We start from the raw sequence: 17,184 nt of genomic DNA, 5'->3' as shown, positions 1-17,184 counted from the left end.
CAGTGATCACCCAGGAATGAAAGATTGTGTAATTGATTGTCACAACCTAGAGACAGCTTATACTGCATCTCTAAATCGTCCCATCCTCAATGGGATTAATTGTCAGATTAAGCAGGGTGAGTTTGTAGTTTTGCTGGGACTTAATGGCGCGGGTAAATCGACATTATTGCGATCGCTTGTTGGATTAGTCCCACTCAAACGTGGAGAAATTAACATTCATGGTGTGACGATGACTAAGCGCACACTTCCCCACATCAGGCGTGATATTGGGATGTTATTTCAGGGTGGTGGATTAATTCGCCAATTGTCAGCGATAGAAAATGTCCTGTGTGGAAGGCTAGGTGTGAGGAAAAATTGGCAAACTCTATTTGGATTTCCGCAGCGCGATCGCCTTTTAGCCCTAGAGTTATTAGAGCAATTGGGTTTAAGAGAGCAAGCATACGAGAAAACTGGTCATCTGAGTGGTGGACAGCAGCAACGGGTGGCGATCGCCCGCGCTTTAATCCAATCCCCCCAGATTCTCTTAGCCGATGAACCCATCACCGGCTTGGATATCATCGCTTCTCAACAGGTAATGCAAACTTTAGCCGAATTGCACTCGCAGCAAGGCATGACTATTGTTACAGTTTTGCACGATTTGTGTCTAGCTGCTGAATATGCCCAACGTGCGATCGTCTTAGATGCGGGACGCATTATTTATGATGGCCCTTGTAACAACTTGCAAGCCCAATTTTCTCAAGTATAAATCATGAATTACATCTTTAATTCAAAACTCCGACGCTATTACCCTTGGTTAACTCCCCTCATCATCCTGTTGATGTTAGTTCTGGTTTATACTTGGGCACTGCAAGGTTTAAAGGTCGATTTTGAAACCCTGAAAACTAGCTGGCCTTACATCACCGATTTTATTTCCCGGCTATTTCCTCCAGATCCAACAGTTTTAGATATCGCCATTAAAGCCTTAATTGAAACTGTGCAAATGTCTTTATGGGGAACCACCATCGGCGCAATTATTTCCTTACCAATTGCAGTTGCTAGCGCCAGCAATGTTGCACCCAAATGGCTACAATGGTTAGCGAATTTGCTGCAAAATGCAGTCCGTTCCGTTCCCTCAATTATTCTGGGGTTAATTTTCGTCGCTGCTACCGGACTAGGCGCACCTGCAGGAACTTTAGCTTTAGGAATTTACACTATTGGTTATCTTGCTAAGTTTTACCAACAAGCAATTGAAGCCGTTGATTCTCGTTCGATAGAATCTTTAGAAGTTACAGGAGCATCAAGGTTACAAATTGCCCAATACGGAATTTTACCACAAGTAATGCCCTTGGGATTAGGTTACACCTTCTGGATGTTTGAGTACAATATCCGTGCGGCTTCGGTGCTGGGTGTAGTCGGCGCAGGTGGTATTGGCTTCCAGTTGAAAAGTTATATTGATGGTTTTGAATATACCAAAGCTACAACCATGATGTTGGTATTATTGGTAGTTGTTACCGTAATTGACGCCTTCAGTAGTCAATTACGCCGGCGACTTGATGCAATGTAAATCGGTGCAAATAAACCCTACTCGAAAGGGTTGTCATTTGTCATTTGTCATTTGTCATTTGTCATTTGTCATTTGTCATTTGTCATTACTCATTACTCATTACTCATTACTCATTACTCATTACTCATTACTCATTACTCATTACTCATTACTCATTACTCATTACTCATTACTCATTACTCATTACTCATTACTCATTACTCATTACTCATTACTCATTACTCATTACTCATTACTCATTACTCATTACTCATTACTCATTACTCATTACTCATTACTCATTACTCATTACTCATTACTCATTACTCATTACTCATTACTCATTACTCATTACTCATTACTCATTGTCATTTGTCATTACTCATTACTCATTACTCATTACTCATTACTCATTACTCATTACTCATTGTCATTTGTCATTACTCATTACTCATTACTCATTACTCATTACTCATTACTCATTACTCATTACTCATTGTCATTTGTCATTACTCATTACTCATTGTCATTTGTCATTACTCATTACTCATTACTCATTACTCATTACTCATTACTCATTACTCATTACTCATTGTTACCTTCTTAACATATTCTCTTATTAAAAAGTAAAAATTCAACTAGGTTTTGATACCTAAATTGGCTGCAGGTATCACCATTTAGCTGCATTTATCTGGCTGATCAAAATATTTATCTATGAGTGCAGGGACTTGTGCTGCTTGAATCCGGTTATAACGGGTTTTATCTGGCATTACTAAGTTAGGGCCTGCTTTACAGTTTTTCATACAACCAGTACCTTTGATAGTTACTTGGTCTTCTAAACCGCGATCGCTCAATGTGGCCTCCAAGGCCTGACAAAGTGTTTTACCTCCACGGTTCATGCAATCAGACTTTTGACAAACTAAAATCGTAGCTTTAGTTTTAGCTGACTGTACTATGACGTTATTAATTGGTGAAAGTTCCTGTGCTGGAGTGATCAAGTTTGTAGATCCTCTGTCCCAGTCTCCCGTAGCCGCCATTACACGTTCGGCGACTAATTTAACTTCATCTTTTTTCCGGTCATATTTTTTTGTTCCCACCACTTGCAGCCATGTGCCTTTTGGTAAGCGCCAGTCAAAAGCTATCCGTAAATCTTTAGCGAGTTTAACGTAACATTCACCTTCAGCAGTGGCTAACAGCAAGCCTTTGAGCTTATAGCCGTCTTTAATCACAAAATCGAGAAACCGTCCCTCAAGGCAGAATTCTGCTACTTCTTTATTCTGTAATTCACTCATAATTTTCACTTATTTGTTACTCAAAATGAAACAGCGGGGTAGGATCTGTCAATTAAAACTGTTGGTAGCGATGTTGCCAACAATACTTAAGATTCTGAATTAAGTCTTGACGCGAAGCTGTAAATTGTCGTATCACACTCCAAAGCTGAATAGCCGCGATTGGATGGCAAATCTCAACTCTCAATGGCTGGTTAGTTTCACACCAACAAGGAATATTTAGGTCTTGCAAGCGTTGATAGACTTGCCAACGGTCTGCCCAATTAATCTCTACAATATGCGATTTTTGCATTTCTGACGGTTTCAAGTGATTTGCCCTCAAAGTGCAACAAACTTGCAGTAACTACGATGAATACCAATTCTCTGAGATTTTTAATTTTTGAGAGTTTAGCCTTTTTAACCAGGATAGCTTAAGTGCCAACTATTCTCAATAATTTTGCAAAAAAATTTCAAATTTTTGCCAGAATATCCCAACAGCAAGGGGAGGAGGAATAGACAAGCATAGGGGTTACACCTCGCGCTATTTAGCCTATGGGTGTCATCATATTTGATTAAGTATGTCAAGAGTAATTATCACTATATAATCTCTGACAGGTGGTCAATCATGCTCAAGAGGAGTTAAATCTGAGCTTTTAAGCAGAAAAAATCCATAGTCTGTGATGTGGCTCAGACTTGTTTTTATTTTGAAAATGTTAATATGTAGAAACTAAGCAGTTAAAAATAATAACTGCTAAAAAGCGAGGAGAATCATGTCACAAACACAAACTGCGTTACGTAATTTCGGTCATGTTTACGACAATCCTGTATTGTTAGATCACAGTGTAACCGCGCCAGTAACGGAAGGATTTAACGTTGTACTAGCTAGTTTTCAAGCACTGTACTTGCAGTACCAAAAACATCATTTTGTAGTTGAAGGTGCAGAATTTTACTCACTACATGAGTTTTTTAGCGAAAGCTACGAAGAAGTACAAGGACACATCCATGAAATTGGTGAGCGTTTGGATGGTTTGGGCGGTGTACCAGTAGCTAGTTTTGCTAAATTGGCAGAATTAACCTGTTTTGAATCTGAAGCTGATGGCGTATATTCTGCTCGTCAGATGCTAGAAAATGACTTGGCTGCCGAACAAGCCGTTATTGGTGTAATCCGCCGCCAAGCCGCTCAGGCAGAGAGTTTAGGCGACAGAGCTACACGCTATTTGTACGAAAAAATTCTGTTAAAAACTGAGGAGCGGGCTTATCATTTAGCTCACTTCCTAGCCAAAGATAGCTTAACTTTAGGTTTTGTGCAACCTGCTCAAAACTAACACTCACATAATTTAGATAAGTTTGCCATAAACTACTGAAGAAAATTTGGCATCTCCAATTCTCAAAAGAATATAAAACAGGGCAGAAAGGTAATAATACACCTTTCTGCATTTTTTATGACAAGTATATATGATTACCCAATTTCAATAATGAAAATTATGAGCAATTAGCTAATCAAAAAATATTTTCATTTATTTTTTATTTAAATCTGTCCATTAAAACTTAAATATGGGTCATGTCTGCTTGTATAAAATAGGTAATTTTTTGAAAAAAATTTCACTTCCCACAAAAAAATATCCAACTATTCAAAATATTTCTCAATTTTTCTCAAAAATTACAGAGAATTTTTCACACAAAAAAGAGGGAAAATGGGAGAAACTTTCCCCCCATCCTCAGAGCCGCTTTTGCTCGTCTGTGTCACCAAACCTGTAAAACTTGCTAATAAACGACATGAGCGGGGGAAAAGAATCTTAAAATAATCTGGATTTGTATTCTCGTACTCCAAGGCCACGACTATGCCCCGCCGCCAAGACCTCCGGAAGATTCTACTATTAGGCTCAGGTCCAATTGTAATCGGACAAGCCTGTGAGTTTGATTACTCTGGCACCCAAGCCTGTAAAGCGTTGCGAGAAGAAGGCTATGAAGTAGTGCTGGTTAACTCCAACCCGGCGACAATTATGACCGACCCGGAAACAGCCGATCGCACCTATATTGAGCCGCTGACACCGGAACTGGTTGAAAAAGTCATCGCCAAAGAACGTCCCGACGCCCTACTCCCGACAATGGGAGGACAAACCGCCCTCAACCTGGCTGTGGCTTTAGCAAAAAGTGGCGCCTTAGATAAATATAATGTGGAGTTAATTGGCGCCAAACTCCCAGCGATAGAAAAAGCTGAAGACAGAAAACTGTTTAACGAAGCAATGGCCAAGATTGGGGTGAATGTTTGTCCCAGTGGTACAGCCTCAACTTTAGAAGAAGCAAAAGCGATCGCCCGCCAAATCGGTACCTATCCCCTAATTATTCGCCCTGCGTTCACAATGGGTGGTACTGGTGGTGGTATAGCCTACAACCAAGAAGAATTTGAAGAAATGGCGCAGGTAGGTATAGACGCCAGTCCTGTGTCCCAAATTCTCATTGACCAGTCCCTACTCGGCTGGAAAGAATATGAGTTGGAAGTGATGCGCGATTTGGCAGATAATGTAGTAATTATTTGCTCTATCGAAAACCTTGACCCGATGGGCATCCATACCGGCGACTCGATTACCGTTGCTCCCGCTCAAACCCTGACCGACAAAGAATATCAGCGGTTGCGGGATATGGCAATTAAAATTATCCGCGAAATCGGCGTAGAAACTGGTGGTTCTAATATCCAGTTTGCCGTGAATCCCGTCAACGGGGATGTGGTGGTCATTGAAATGAACCCCCGTGTTTCTCGCAGTTCCGCTTTATCTTCTAAAGCCACAGGTTTCCCCATTGCGAAGATGGCTGCAAAACTGGCTGTGGGTTACACCTTGGATGAAATCAAAAATGATATTACCAAAAAAACCCCAGCATCCTTTGAGCCGACAATTGACTATGTAGTGACAAAAATTCCCCGCTTCGCCTTTGAAAAATTCCCTGGTTCCGAACCAGTGCTGACTACACAAATGAAGTCAGTCGGCGAAGCAATGGCCATTGGCCGGACCTTTAACGAATCCTTCCAAAAGGCGCTGCGTTCTTTAGAAACAGGACGCGCCGGCTGGGGTTGTGACCAAGCCGAAAAATTGCCCAGTGGTGAACAAATCCGCGCCCAACTGCGGACACCCAATCCTGAACGCATCTTCGTTGTGCGCCATGCGATGCAGTTAGGGATTAGTAATGAGGAAATCTACGAACTCACCGCCATTGACCCCTGGTTCCTCAATAAATTGCAACAACTGCTAGAGGTGGAGAAATTCCTCAAACGGACAGCCCTAAATCAATTGACAAAAGAGAAAATGTATGCTGTAAAGCGGCATGGATTTAGCGATCGCCAAATTGCCTTTGCCACCAAAAGCACCGAAGATGAAGTCAGGGTCTACCGTAAACAATTAGGAGTAATACCAGTTTACAAAACCGTCGATACCTGCGCCGCTGAGTTTGAGGCGTTTACCCCTTATTATTACTCCACCTATGAATCAGAAACCGAAGTTTTACCCACCACTAAACCAAAGGTGATGATTTTAGGTGGTGGTCCTAACCGCATCGGACAGGGAATTGAGTTTGACTATTGTTGTTGTCACGCCGCCTATGCGCTGAAAACGGCGGGGTATGAGACGATTATGGTCAATTCTAACCCAGAGACAGTTTCTACAGATTACGACACCAGCGATCGCCTTTACTTTGAACCGTTAACCAAAGAAGATGTACTCAATATCATCGAAGCCGAAAATCCTGTAGGAGTTATTGTCCAGTTTGGCGGACAAACACCACTGAAACTCTCTGTTCCCCTCCAGCAATATCTCACTGCTATGGATGGGGAGAAAACTCATCCCACCACAAAAATCTGGGGTACATCACCAGATTCTATCGACATGGCAGAAAACCGAGAGCGGTTTGAAAAGATACTTCACAAGTTGAATATTGCTCAACCGGCTAATGGGATTGCGCGGAGTTACGAAGATGCATTGATTGTCGCCAAACGCATTGGTTATCCAGTGGTAGTGCGTCCCAGTTATGTATTGGGGGGACGGGCGATGGAAATCGTCTATTCCGATAAAGATTTAGAACGCTACATGACTTTTGCGGTACAGGTGGAACCAGAACACCCAATTTTGATTGATAAATTTTTGGAAAATGCGATTGAAGTCGATGTAGACGCGATCGCCGATCATACGGGGCGAGTAGTGATTGGCGGTATTATGGAACACATCGAACAAGCAGGGATACACTCTGGAGACTCCGCTTGTTCTTTACCTTCTATTTCTCTGTCACCAGCAATTCTCAATCAAATTCGCACCTGGACAGTACAGTTAGCCCAAGAGCTTTCAGTTATCGGGCTAATGAACATTCAGTTTGCTGTTGTCGGCGCCAGTAGCTATTCTCCCCAAGTTTACATCCTCGAAGCCAACCCCCGCGCCTCCCGGACAGTGCCCTTTGTTTCTAAGGCTACTGGTGTGCAGCTAGCGAAACTGGCATCCTTAATTATGTCAGGTAAAACTTTAGAGGAGTTAAACTTCACCCAGGAAGTCATCCCCGCTCACATAGCAGTTAAAGAAGCAGTCTTGCCATTTAATAAATTTCCTGGTACAGATACCATACTCGGTCCAGAAATGCGCTCCACAGGCGAAGTTATGGGGATAGACACCGACTTTGGCCGCGCCTTTGCTAAAGCCGAAATCGGTGCTGGGGAGCGTTTACCCCTCAAGGGAACCGTATTTGTCTCCATGAGCGATCGCGACAAAGCCGCAGCGGTCAGCGTCGTCAAGGAATTTATTGATTTAGGCTTCACAGTCATGGCTACACTTGGTACACGCCAATTCCTGCAAGAAAATGGCTTAGATATTGAATTAGTCCTCAAACTCCATGAAGGTCGTCCCCACGTCCTAGACGCCATCAAAAACCAGAAAATCCAACTAATTATCAACACACCTTCTGGGGAAGAAGCTCAGACTGACGCTAGATTAATCCGCCGCACAGCCTTAGCCTACAAAATTCCCATCATCACCACTATCGCCGGTGCCAAAGCCACCGTCGCCGCCATCCATTCCCTGCAAACTACCACCTTGGACGTAAAAGTCATCCAAGATTACTGTCCGATGCTATAGGGATTGGGGATTGGGGATTGGGGACCAATACTGCGTAGGTTTTGGAATTTCTTGGTTGAGGCAAGCAGGGGGCGCAGGGGGAGAAATGGAGGTAGGGGAAGAGTTTTGCCTCCCCTGCTTCCCCTCTGGAGTTTAGACTAAAAGCGATATGATAGAACGCAAACCAAATGGAATTAGCGGTTAAAAATATTCGAGAAGTCAGCCTCAAAGCATCCGCAATCTTTAATAATTATGTAGTATGCATGTTTAAAAAATAAAACAATAATGATTATCATTATCAACACGCTGGAGATTAGATGGGGAATGATCAAGAAAAAAAGGGGAGTCTGATTGAACACAGTCCCCATGAAGGCAGAAGCTGAGATAACGAACTACCATTACTCACCTGCCAATATGAAACGTGCCAGACTTGAAGAGTTTCGTCAATTAGCTTACAAACATTTAGGTAGAGCCAAAGACGCGACATTTGAATTAACAGATGCCATATTGCTGACCCGGAATGTTTACTCCTTAGCCGACTTATCTTTATCACCAGTATTTAGACGCAAGTGGTCAAGTATCTATGAGGCGCTACAAGATAGCCGACCGCAGCGACAGAAATTAATGCAGTTATACATCAAACAAATGCCAGTAGAGGGGCGTCCACTTTTGGCTGGAGATCATACTAACTGGTCGCGTCCGGATGCCGTAACACTGCAAGAGAGAACTTATGAGCATAGTGGCACATCCATAGCAGGAAATAAACCGATTACCATTGGTCAAGGATACAGTACAATTGCTTGGATACCAGAGGATTCCGGTAGTTGGGCATTACCTTTGAGACATGAACGGATCACAAGTGGGGAAAGTCCAATCTCAAAAGCGATTTGGCAACTAAAACAGGTGTGTAAATATTTACCCACCAGAGCGATTTCAGTTTGGGATAGTGAATATGGGTGTGCGCCTTTTGTCTTAAAAACTGCCAGTATTCCCGCAGATATTTTGGTACGATTGCGCTCAAATCTTTGTTTATGGGGTGAGCCTGAAGCTTATTCGGGTAAGGGACGTCCCAAGAAACACGGGTCTAAATTCAAACTTAATGAATCCACGACATGGAGTGATGCAGAATCTGTTTTAGAATTGGATGATCCGAAACTACAACGAGTAAGGGTTAGCCTCTGGAAGAATTTACATTTTCGTAAAGCGGCAGCGCGTCCGATGTTACTCATTAGGGTTGAACGTCTCGACGCACAAGGCAATGAACGAGTGTCCAAACCTTTGTGGTTAGCTTGGGTTGGAGAAGAAATGCCACCACTAGAGGAAGTTTGGTGTCTTTACTTGCGTCGCTTTACCGTTGACCACTGGTATCGTTTTTTGAAACAACGCTTACATTGGACTGCGCCCAAGTTAAGTACTCCTAAGCAGTGTGAGCGCTGGAGTGACCTAATGCCTCTAATGACTTGGGAATTGTGGTTAGCCCGTGATATCGTGACTGATAATCCTTTACCTTGGCAGAAGTCACTCGATAATTTGACTCCTGGACGAGTCGCTCAAGCTATGGGTGGAGTTTTTGCGGTGATTGGTACTCCAGCCCTTCCACCCAAACCTCGCGGAAAGTCCCCTGGTTGGGAAGCAGGAAAAAAGCGCCACCGTAAAAACCGATGCCCGATTGTAAAAAAAACCGTAACACGACCACGTAAAGAGCCATCAGTTGCGGTTTAATACTAAAGATTATTCATAATTTCGCTAAGTCTCTGATTAACTCAGCCCTGCTGGGTCGTTTTGCATAGCTTAGTCTAAACTCCAGTTCCCCTGCCTCCCCTGCCTCCCCTGCCTCTTTTGACTTTCTCATCTCCCCCCATCCTTCTATACCCATAGACATAGAACCGACACCCCAGAGATACTGGAAAAATTAAGTAATTGTTATAGGAAAATCATTATAGTTAGCATTGATTTATTTTAAGAAATATAAGCAATTTATTGGCTGATATACCTACATAAATGCGATCGCTTCCTAGATATAGTCTTTAGGATAGATATTAGGGGAATTGTTGACACTGCCACAGCCTCGAAATTTTTGGCTGTCACATGTCACGATTTTTCTCAGAAATGTTACAATCGTTAATAATCGCAAAGTACATAAAATGTTCTACTCGATACCTTTTATCTAACTATGGATACTTGTAAATCGGGTGAAATAACTGTAACCTCTAGCAGTTAAGAACCTAATTTGATTAGTATAAGCAGCCGAGTTTCTCGGTGGCGCAAATTGCAAACCATAGTAAGGGTTCCCAGTTAGACTGGGTAGCCCCTCGCAAAGCACACATCAGTTAATGACCATACTGTCAAGTCCATCATTACCAATGAGTAGCGCCATGAAGACCGCTCAGACAGCAACAGACCTCGTGCGGACTTACCTGCGTGAGATTGGCCGTGTGCCACTCTTAACCCACGAGGAGGAGATTTTTTATGGCAAACAGGTGCAACGTGCAACCGGTTTGCACGATGTGAGGCAGTACCTGTCCACCGAATTAGGGCGTCAACCGACCTTAGAAGAATGGGCAAAAGCGACACAGTTAGAATCCGCTGAATTAAACGAGGCGATCGCTGATGGAGAAATTGCCAAACGCAAGATGGTAGAAGCCAATTTGCGGCTGGTGGTATCCGTAGCGAAAAAATATATTAAGCGGAATGTGGATTTACTAGACTTAATCCAAGAAGGCAGCATTGGGATGCAAAGGGGCGTGGAAAAATTTGACCCCACAAAAGGCTACAGGTTTTCGACCTATGCCTACTGGTGGATTCGTCAAGCCATCACCCGTGCGATCGCCGAAAAAGCTCGCACCATCCGCTTGCCTATCCACATCACCGAAAAATTGAATAAAATCAAAAAAGCACAGCGCCAATTATCTCAAAAACTGGGACGAGCGCCGACAGCCACGGAACTAGCTGATGAATTAGAATTGACGCCCAAGCAGGTGCGAGATTACCTAGAAAAAGCCCGTCTGCCCCTATCTCTAGATTTGCGGTTGGGGGATAATTACGATACCGAACTCGGCGAAATGTTAGAAGATCCAGGAGCAACTCCGGAAGATTTTGTCATGCAATCTTCCCTATCCTATGACTTAAATCGCCTGATGGAGGAACTCACCCCACAACAAAAGGAAGTCATCACCCTGCGTTTTGGCTTAATAGATGGGCAAGCTCTGACTCTAGCAAGAATAGGCGAAATCCTCAACATCAGCCGCGAGCGAGTACGCCAAATCGAACGGGAAGCCTTAATCAAACTTCGCAAGTCTAAAGCCAACATGGATGAATACTTCGCGAGTTAGTACTTTGTCATTTGTCATTTGTCCTTTGTCATTAGTCTTTAACAAAGGACAAATGACAAATGACTTTTGACCAACAGGTGATAAAATCCGCTGCGGTTGGTACGGTTACACCGACTTCCTCCCGAATAATATTTTGTTAGATTGGATGGCAAGAACAGTGTATAGCCAGCAAAATAAAACAGAAGTCTTTATTCTTAAAATCGCAAGTACTCTAGCGAATACTAGTCATCTAGGAGGCAAAACGTGAGTAACCCATCCAATCGAGTCTCTGAATTCTTCAATAGCGAATCCGAAACCAGCAATTTTCTCTGGCAATATGTTAAATCTTTAAGTCCAGAAACTGTTACCCAATTATCCAAACCCACTTCACCAGAAGTTTTTCAGGTAATGGAACGTAATATTGTGGGACTCTTGGGAAATCTGCCTTCAGAACACTTTGGCGTTACCGTCACTACCAACCGAGAAAATCTCGGTCGCCTTCTCGCCTCAGCGATGATTAGTGGTTATTTTTTGCGGAACGCCGAACAGAGAATGGACTTTGAAATAGCTTTGCAAGGAACTGAACCTAACAACAGCGATAATATTGGGGATTTTACCCTGGATCAATAAACTCAAAGTGTTTCATTCACAATACAATACAAACTCGGCAGAAATCAAGTTAGACTGCCGAGTTTTGTCATTTGTCATTCTCCCCCATTTCCCCAGGAACGATGAGTCAACCTACTTCTCCCCCACCCCATAAAATCATTGGTGTTGCAATAATTTGGAACGACCAACAGCAAATTTTAATTGATCGCCGACGTGCGGGAGGAGCAATGGGTGGTTTGTGGGAATTTCCTGGCGGTAAAGTCGAGCCTGGTGAAACGGTTGAAGAATGTATTCGACGGGAAATTTCCGAAGAATTGGGAATAGAGATTGAAGTGGGAGAACATCTGATCACTATTGACCACACTTACACCCATTTACGAGTTACCCTCACAGCACATCACTGCCGTCATCTTACAGGCGTTCCTCAACCCATAGAATGCGATGAAATTCGCTGGGTAGGCTTGACTGATCTCGATCAGTTTACTTTTCCCCAGGCAAATTTTCAAATTATCGCCGCTTTGAGAGAGCGAGGAGTTAGGAGTGAGGAGTAATGAGTAAGGAGTAAGGAGTAAGGAGTAAGGAGTCAGGAGTAATGAGTAAGGAGTAAGGAGTAAGGAGTAAGGAGTAAGGAGTAATGAGTAAGGAGTAATGAGTAAGGAGTAAGGAGTAAGGAGTAAGGAGTAAGGAGTAAGGAGTAAGGAGTAAGGAGTAAGGAGTAAGGAGTCAAGAGTAAATTAATCCAATCCCCAATCCCCAATCCCCAATCCCCAATCCCCAATCCCCAATCCCCAATAGCGTAACAATGTATGAACTGTGTTAGCTGAAGACTCGCTATTTTCTACAATAATCGCAGAGGCTTTAACAAAAAATGTTAGTAAGTAAGTAAGTAAGCAAATGCCTAAAACTGTTGCCGATGTGATGAGTCGTGATCCAATTGTCGTCCGGGCTGAGACTCCACTGAAAGAAGCTATTCAAATTCTGGCAGAACGACGCATCAGCGGGCTACCTGTTGTGAATGATGTCGGTAAGTTAGTGGGCATTATCTCCGAAACTGACCTGATGTGGCAAGAAACAGGAGTAACTCCGCCGGCGTATATTATGTTTCTTGATAGCGTCATCTATTTACAAAATCCCGGTGATTATGAACGGGATCTGCATAAAGCACTGGGACAAACTGTTGGGGAAGTAATGAGTAAAAATCCCATCAGTATTTACCCAGAGAAAACTTTAAAGGAAGCAGCCCAAATTATGCACGATCGCAGTGTTCATCGTTTACCAGTACTTGACAGCGCGGGTCAAGTAATTGGTATTCTCACCCGTGGTGATATTATTCGGGCAATGGCGGCTAGTCAAGATTAGTCAAGACTTTTGACTCTTGATTCTTGATTCTTGATTCTTGACTTTTGACTCTTGACTCTTGACTCTTGATTCTTGACTGTTGACCAGCTTTGAAAATTTAGGATAAAAAAATGAGTATTACTCCTGAGTCTGTTAAGCAATTGCTCAGTTCGGCGGATTTAGGCGATCGCTTGCGAGCTGTTAATCAAATTCGTCTATTAGAACCTGCGATTGGCTTTGAACTAATTCAAAGTGCGATTACCGATTCCAATTCCCGCGTGCGATATTCAGCTGTGAGTCAGATAGATACGCTAGGTACACAGGACTTAGACTTATCTTTAAATCTATTGCGTGATTTACTCAAAGACCCTGAACCTGATGTACAAGCAGCTGCTGCAGACTGTTTAGGCGCTTTGAAATTACACGCAGCTTTTGAGGATTTGCAGCAGCTTTACGATCAAAGCCCCGAATGGGTGGTAAAATTCAGTATTATCGCCACTTTAGGAGAGTTGGGCGATCCACGAGGCTTTGAACTACTCAAACAAGCACTGTCTTCAGAGAATGAATTAATCCAAACTGCTGCTATTAGTTCCTTGGGAGATTTGGGAAATCTACAAGCTATTCCTCTATTGGCACCCTATGCTACTAATCCAGATTGGCAAATCCGCTACAGAGTTGTGCAAGCTTTGATTCGTTTGGGTAGTGCCGATGTTAAATCTTTATTAGAGGAACTGGCTAATGATGAAGTAGAGGCGATCGCATCTGAAGCAAAGAAATTTTTGCAATCAGCTGTAGTCTGAGATTACAACAAAATTCGACCTATCGGATAAATTGAGGTTACTTTTAGCTTTCCCGACAGAAGCCCCACGCTCACTCGAATGAGCGTGGGATGAATGGCGCGTGAGTGACGAATTGACCAACGAGCGAAATTGAGCATAGCGAAATCAGCAATGTTGGTCGGTGAGGAATGAACACTTTCTTCTTTTTTTTTTCAAAATACTTGTTATAATTTTAACCAGTAGGTGTAATCCAATTAAATGCTGAAAAGCAGCCTATTAAAATAAAAGCTAATTGTTTGGCTTAACCAAAGAACCGTGGTTAGCACAGTCTTAAAGCTCAGTCAATGTCTTCATAGAAGAGTCGCACAGAAGCCCACACTCACCTGAAAGGGAGTGTGTGGACTATCTATAGAGGTATAGTCTTGCGATCAAGGATGAATTACGAATTACGAATTAGTAATTATTTTTAGGTCTATTGAGCTACGTTTTTGCGACGACGAGATATAACCATACCAGCGCCAACTAACCCTAAACCTAGTACTGTAGCTGGCTCAGGAACGGAAGTGGTGAAGGTAGCACCAGAAAAGGTCAAATTCGCCAATGAGCTACCACTATTGAGAATTTGATTTGCCTGAGCAACAGTAGTATTATTCTTTTGGAAAGTTAAGTTTCCGAATGCCTCAGTTATCTCCCCAGTAATGCTGGTAAAGTATCCAGAAAGTTCAACGTCTATACCCAGGTTTTTACCACTTTGTGCTAGATTATATTTGGAAGATGTCAAAGTAAAAGTATTCTTGTTATCGCTGAGAGAGCTAGTATTTTCTCCACTGTTAATTACACCAGGAAAGGCGAGGTTTCCAAAGTCTAGAAATGGATTTTGTACAGTGTTGTTTGTGAATGAGATGATATCTCGAATACTGGCTGAATTGAAACCTAAGAAACTTCCGGTCTGAGCGGTAACAGCGACTGGGGTACTCTTTGCATCTGTCAAACCTTTAATAATGCTATCAGGAGTGAATGTTAGTGAATCTTTTTTCAATGTCACTAAGCTGACGCTAGATGGAGTCGTCAAACCACCGTTAAAACTGAATTCACCTGTGAGTCCAGCAGCTTGAGCAGAACCTGCAGAAGTAAACAATGCAGCAGTAGCTAAGGGGATTGCAGCGGTAGCAGCTAAAGCAATTGTTAGTAATTTAGATGTCAAATTAATCATGATTATTTGAGGCTCCTAATAATAAGGTGAAGAACAGGAATTGCTTGATTTCTGGTATCAGTATTTTCTGGGAAATACTGTCAGGACTAGTGAAATCCCTGTGATTTATTTGTTATTTCCATAAAATCACATATAACGGGATTATGCAATATTCACTTAAGTATCTTCATCACATCTTCAATTGCTTAAGTGTCTTCATAAAGTTTTAATTTTACACATAACTTTTCTTGGTATGTTTATCGTTTCAGTTTATGGAAATCGTTGGTAATAAATTGAAATCCAAGTAATTCATTTGAGTAAATATACACGAACTATGCAGATTTTTATGGAAATTTACTCAACCATTTTTTAGAAAAATAGAGTAATAACAATTCACGAAAACCCTGATATATCTCAGTTTGTCGTAGCAAACAGTGTTTTCGATGAATGTATTTGCGTAGCAATCCGGTTTGATTGGGGAAAGGTCTCAGTATCTCTAAGTAGGTCGGCGCAAATAAACCGTACGGTCGAGGCTCGTCATTTGTCCTTTGTCATTGGTCATCGGTAAGAGTTTCAGGCTTGTTTACTTTTCTTAACATAGTTTGGTTTATTTCTGCCTACTTACTTAGCAACTAAGTCAAGTCAATTAAACATACAAAACTCCACCCAAATCAATGGTTTAGACGCTACGCGTAGGACAAGCGCTGTTACCATAAGGGGGTGGAGTTTGTAGTTTGAGCGATCTTGATCAGCGGATTCTCGTAGCAGAAGTGCAATTACGAACAAATCAATATACCTGCGGCCAAGTTGTTACCAGAAAAACTATAACTGCGGCGATCGCTAACAACCCCTGAATCAAATTACCAATTAATGTACCTACCACAATTCCGATACCAGCCTTAATCGCGGTCCCTAATTGGCGTCGGTAAAGGTATTCGCCGATAATCGCTCCTAAAAGCGGCCCTAGTAAAATTCCTAGCAGCGGACCGCCAAAAGGTAAAGCTGGTAATAATCCCAAAAAACCCAGTATTAAACCAACAAAGGCACCAATTTGTCCCCATTTGCTGGCTCCTGCTTGTTTTGCTCCCAAATACCCGGCTAAGAAATCCACTCCGATACTCAGCAGCAAGACGATAACTGTTACAATGAGTGGTAGTTTGATAGCCACAAAGGAACTACTGACCATTCCCCAGATAATAATTGCTATCAAAATTAAACTGGTTCCGGGAATAGCAGGAACCACAGCACCGATGATACCCACTACCATTAGCGCAACTAGTAGCCAATAGATAATTTGCATAACTGCTAACTCCTAACTCTTCACTCTTGAAGAGTAACAGCTAATTTATCGGCTATTCCAGCAATCCAGTTTTCATCTTGTTTGGTGTAGCTGCGAGGAGCATTGGCTGCTAAAATCAGGACTCCTTTGTCGCCAATGGGTTGACAAATGACGCCTTGAGTGTTTTCTGGTAGATAATCAAATTCAATTTTTCCGGGATACACTTTTAAAGCGACTAAATAAATTGCTTTTTGTGTTTCCAGTACTCGCTTGATGATGGGGCCTGGTATAACTTCAGATTTATTAGCCAGAATACCGCGACGCAACAAAACTTTACCTTCATAATAAACAACGAGCGATCGCGTGACTGTATTAGTCAATAATAAATGAGATGCCCAGGCTAGTTCTGTTTTCACGGCTTCTGGTAAATCTGCTGCTAGCTCAAAACCTTCTTCTCCCATCAGTTTTACAACTTCAGGCGATCGCGGCTGTACCTGTTGCCAAATTAATCCTGTTAAGATCAACACCGCACTCAAAATCACACCCAGCACATCTCCACGTGCTTGGGATTCGGTCAGTTGCGGTGTTAACAAACGGTTAGCTAGCAAAAGCACAGCGCCTAATCCACCGACAACAAGGGGTAGACGCCGTAAAACTAGATTAGGATCAGGTTTAGCCATGCTTGTGAATAGTTGTCAGAAACCCCACGCCTTTAGGCGTGGGCTTGAAAAAGCCCTAATCTGACCAGACTCAGTACCCTAACGGTACTACGTTAGAGGCGAGAGTTAAAGACCTA

Annotated in this window: 16 protein-coding genes; 11 read left to right on the top strand and 5 right to left on the bottom strand. The window is 42.5% G+C overall.

Going from position 1 to position 17,184, the window contains the following annotated elements:
- The first annotated feature begins 16 nt into the window (after nucleotides 1-16).
- From HEQ19_18220 to HEQ19_31165, 3 genes are read left to right on the top strand one after another with little or no spacing between them, the layout of a single operon-like run.
- Entirely contained in the window at nucleotides 17-745 is a 729-nt protein-coding gene (locus tag HEQ19_18220; GenBank protein WYM01139.1) for an ATP-binding cassette domain-containing protein, read from the top strand.
- A 3-nt stretch (nucleotides 746-748) separates the two neighbouring features.
- Complete coding sequence (phnE, locus tag HEQ19_18215; protein WYM01138.1) at nucleotides 749-1,543, top strand: phosphonate ABC transporter, permease protein PhnE; 795 nt, start codon at nucleotides 749-751, stop codon at nucleotides 1,541-1,543.
- 4 nt (nucleotides 1,544-1,547) lie between these two features.
- The gene (locus HEQ19_31165; protein WZI66953.1) at nucleotides 1,548-2,129 is read left to right on the top strand and encodes a hypothetical protein; all 582 of its coding nucleotides are present in this window, start codon (nucleotides 1,548-1,550) and stop codon (nucleotides 2,127-2,129) included.
- A gap of 70 nt (nucleotides 2,130-2,199) precedes the next feature.
- Here HEQ19_31165 and HEQ19_18205 read toward each other — a convergent pair whose 3' ends face one another.
- A complete protein-coding gene (locus HEQ19_18205) occupies nucleotides 2,200-2,814 on the bottom strand; it encodes a (2Fe-2S) ferredoxin domain-containing protein (GenBank protein WYM01137.1) in 615 nt (204 codons plus the stop codon).
- Nucleotides 2,815-2,866: 52 nt separating this feature from the next.
- Nucleotides 2,867-3,103, bottom strand: a complete 237-nt coding sequence (locus HEQ19_18200; protein ID WYM01136.1) for an Asr1405/Asl0597 family protein — start codon at nucleotides 3,101-3,103, stop codon at nucleotides 2,867-2,869.
- A 457-nt stretch (nucleotides 3,104-3,560) separates the two neighbouring features.
- Between HEQ19_18200 and HEQ19_18195 the strand changes: the two genes are divergently transcribed.
- The 8 genes from HEQ19_18195 to HEQ19_18160 all read left to right on the top strand — a co-directional run bounded on the left by HEQ19_18195 (nucleotide 3,561) and on the right by HEQ19_18160 (nucleotide 13,938).
- Nucleotides 3,561-4,115 (top strand): Dps family protein, encoded by a 555-nt coding sequence (locus HEQ19_18195; GenBank protein ID WYM01135.1) that lies wholly within the window; start codon nucleotides 3,561-3,563, stop codon nucleotides 4,113-4,115.
- A 516-nt stretch (nucleotides 4,116-4,631) separates the two neighbouring features.
- Nucleotides 4,632-7,901 (top strand): carbamoyl-phosphate synthase large subunit, encoded by a 3,270-nt coding sequence (gene carB / locus HEQ19_18190; GenBank protein ID WYM01134.1) that lies wholly within the window; start codon nucleotides 4,632-4,634, stop codon nucleotides 7,899-7,901.
- Nucleotides 7,902-8,294: 393 nt separating this feature from the next.
- Nucleotides 8,295-9,602: an NF041680 family putative transposase gene (locus HEQ19_18185; GenBank protein ID WYM03489.1), complete on the top strand. Its 1,308-nt coding sequence runs from the start codon at nucleotides 8,295-8,297 to the stop codon at nucleotides 9,600-9,602.
- Nucleotides 9,603-10,255: 653 nt separating this feature from the next.
- Nucleotides 10,256-11,212 carry an RNA polymerase sigma factor, RpoD/SigA family gene (locus HEQ19_18180; protein ID WYM01133.1) on the top strand — a complete coding sequence of 319 codons (957 nt, stop codon included), beginning with the start codon at nucleotides 10,256-10,258 and terminating at the stop codon, nucleotides 11,210-11,212.
- A 243-nt stretch (nucleotides 11,213-11,455) separates the two neighbouring features.
- A complete protein-coding gene (locus tag HEQ19_18175) occupies nucleotides 11,456-11,821 on the top strand; it encodes a DUF760 domain-containing protein (GenBank protein ID WYM01132.1) in 366 nt (121 codons plus the stop codon).
- 101 nt (nucleotides 11,822-11,922) lie between these two features.
- Nucleotides 11,923-12,351, top strand: a complete 429-nt coding sequence (gene mutT / locus HEQ19_18170; protein WYM01131.1) for an 8-oxo-dGTP diphosphatase MutT — start codon at nucleotides 11,923-11,925, stop codon at nucleotides 12,349-12,351.
- A 343-nt stretch (nucleotides 12,352-12,694) separates the two neighbouring features.
- The gene (locus HEQ19_18165) at nucleotides 12,695-13,159 is read left to right on the top strand and encodes a CBS domain-containing protein (protein ID WYM01130.1); all 465 of its coding nucleotides are present in this window, start codon (nucleotides 12,695-12,697) and stop codon (nucleotides 13,157-13,159) included.
- 110 nt (nucleotides 13,160-13,269) lie between these two features.
- Entirely contained in the window at nucleotides 13,270-13,938 is a 669-nt protein-coding gene (locus HEQ19_18160; protein WYM01129.1) for a HEAT repeat domain-containing protein, read from the top strand.
- A gap of 451 nt (nucleotides 13,939-14,389) precedes the next feature.
- On the opposite strand, the gene HEQ19_18155 is transcribed toward HEQ19_18160, so the two are convergent.
- The 3 genes from HEQ19_18155 to HEQ19_18145 all read right to left on the bottom strand — a co-directional run bounded on the left by HEQ19_18155 (nucleotide 14,390) and on the right by HEQ19_18145 (nucleotide 17,068).
- Entirely contained in the window at nucleotides 14,390-15,130 is a 741-nt protein-coding gene (locus HEQ19_18155) for a PEP-CTERM sorting domain-containing protein (protein WYM01128.1), read from the bottom strand.
- Nucleotides 15,131-15,896: 766 nt separating this feature from the next.
- Nucleotides 15,897-16,409 carry a DUF456 family protein gene (locus tag HEQ19_18150; GenBank protein ID WYM01127.1) on the bottom strand — a complete coding sequence of 171 codons (513 nt, stop codon included), beginning with the start codon at nucleotides 16,407-16,409 and terminating at the stop codon, nucleotides 15,897-15,899.
- A gap of 20 nt (nucleotides 16,410-16,429) precedes the next feature.
- A complete protein-coding gene (locus HEQ19_18145) occupies nucleotides 16,430-17,068 on the bottom strand; it encodes a cofactor assembly of complex C subunit B (GenBank protein WYM01126.1) in 639 nt (212 codons plus the stop codon).
- Between the last annotated feature and the right edge of the window lie 116 nt (nucleotides 17,069-17,184).

The sequence above is a fragment of the Gloeotrichia echinulata CP02 genome (assembly GCA_038087035.1).
GTDB lineage: Bacteria > Cyanobacteriota > Cyanobacteriia > Cyanobacteriales > Nostocaceae > Gloeotrichia > Gloeotrichia echinulata.
The sequence above is the reverse complement of the archived record's forward strand: the minus strand, read 5'-3'. Positions and strand labels throughout refer to the sequence as shown.

Coding starts and splice junctions, on each gene's coding strand:
- HEQ19_18220 (WYM01139.1), top strand. CDS start 17: ATGAAAGATTGTGTAATTGATTGTCACAACCTAGAGACAGCTTATACT.
- phnE (WYM01138.1), top strand. CDS start 749: ATGAATTACATCTTTAATTCAAAACTCCGACGCTATTACCCTTGGTTA.
- HEQ19_18205 (WYM01137.1), bottom strand. CDS start 2,814: ATGAGTGAATTACAGAATAAAGAAGTAGCAGAATTCTGCCTTGAGGGA.
- HEQ19_18200 (WYM01136.1), bottom strand. CDS start 3,103: ATGCAAAAATCGCATATTGTAGAGATTAATTGGGCAGACCGTTGGCAA.
- HEQ19_18195 (WYM01135.1), top strand. CDS start 3,561: ATGTCACAAACACAAACTGCGTTACGTAATTTCGGTCATGTTTACGAC.
- carB (WYM01134.1), top strand. CDS start 4,632: ATGCCCCGCCGCCAAGACCTCCGGAAGATTCTACTATTAGGCTCAGGT.
- HEQ19_18185 (WYM03489.1), top strand. CDS start 8,295: ATGAAACGTGCCAGACTTGAAGAGTTTCGTCAATTAGCTTACAAACAT.
- HEQ19_18180 (WYM01133.1), top strand. CDS start 10,256: ATGAAGACCGCTCAGACAGCAACAGACCTCGTGCGGACTTACCTGCGT.
- mutT (WYM01131.1), top strand. CDS start 11,923: ATGAGTCAACCTACTTCTCCCCCACCCCATAAAATCATTGGTGTTGCA.
- HEQ19_18165 (WYM01130.1), top strand. CDS start 12,695: ATGCCTAAAACTGTTGCCGATGTGATGAGTCGTGATCCAATTGTCGTC.
- HEQ19_18160 (WYM01129.1), top strand. CDS start 13,270: ATGAGTATTACTCCTGAGTCTGTTAAGCAATTGCTCAGTTCGGCGGAT.
- HEQ19_18155 (WYM01128.1), bottom strand. CDS start 15,130: ATGATTAATTTGACATCTAAATTACTAACAATTGCTTTAGCTGCTACC.
- HEQ19_18150 (WYM01127.1), bottom strand. CDS start 16,409: ATGCAAATTATCTATTGGCTACTAGTTGCGCTAATGGTAGTGGGTATC.
- HEQ19_18145 (WYM01126.1), bottom strand. CDS start 17,068: ATGGCTAAACCTGATCCTAATCTAGTTTTACGGCGTCTACCCCTTGTT.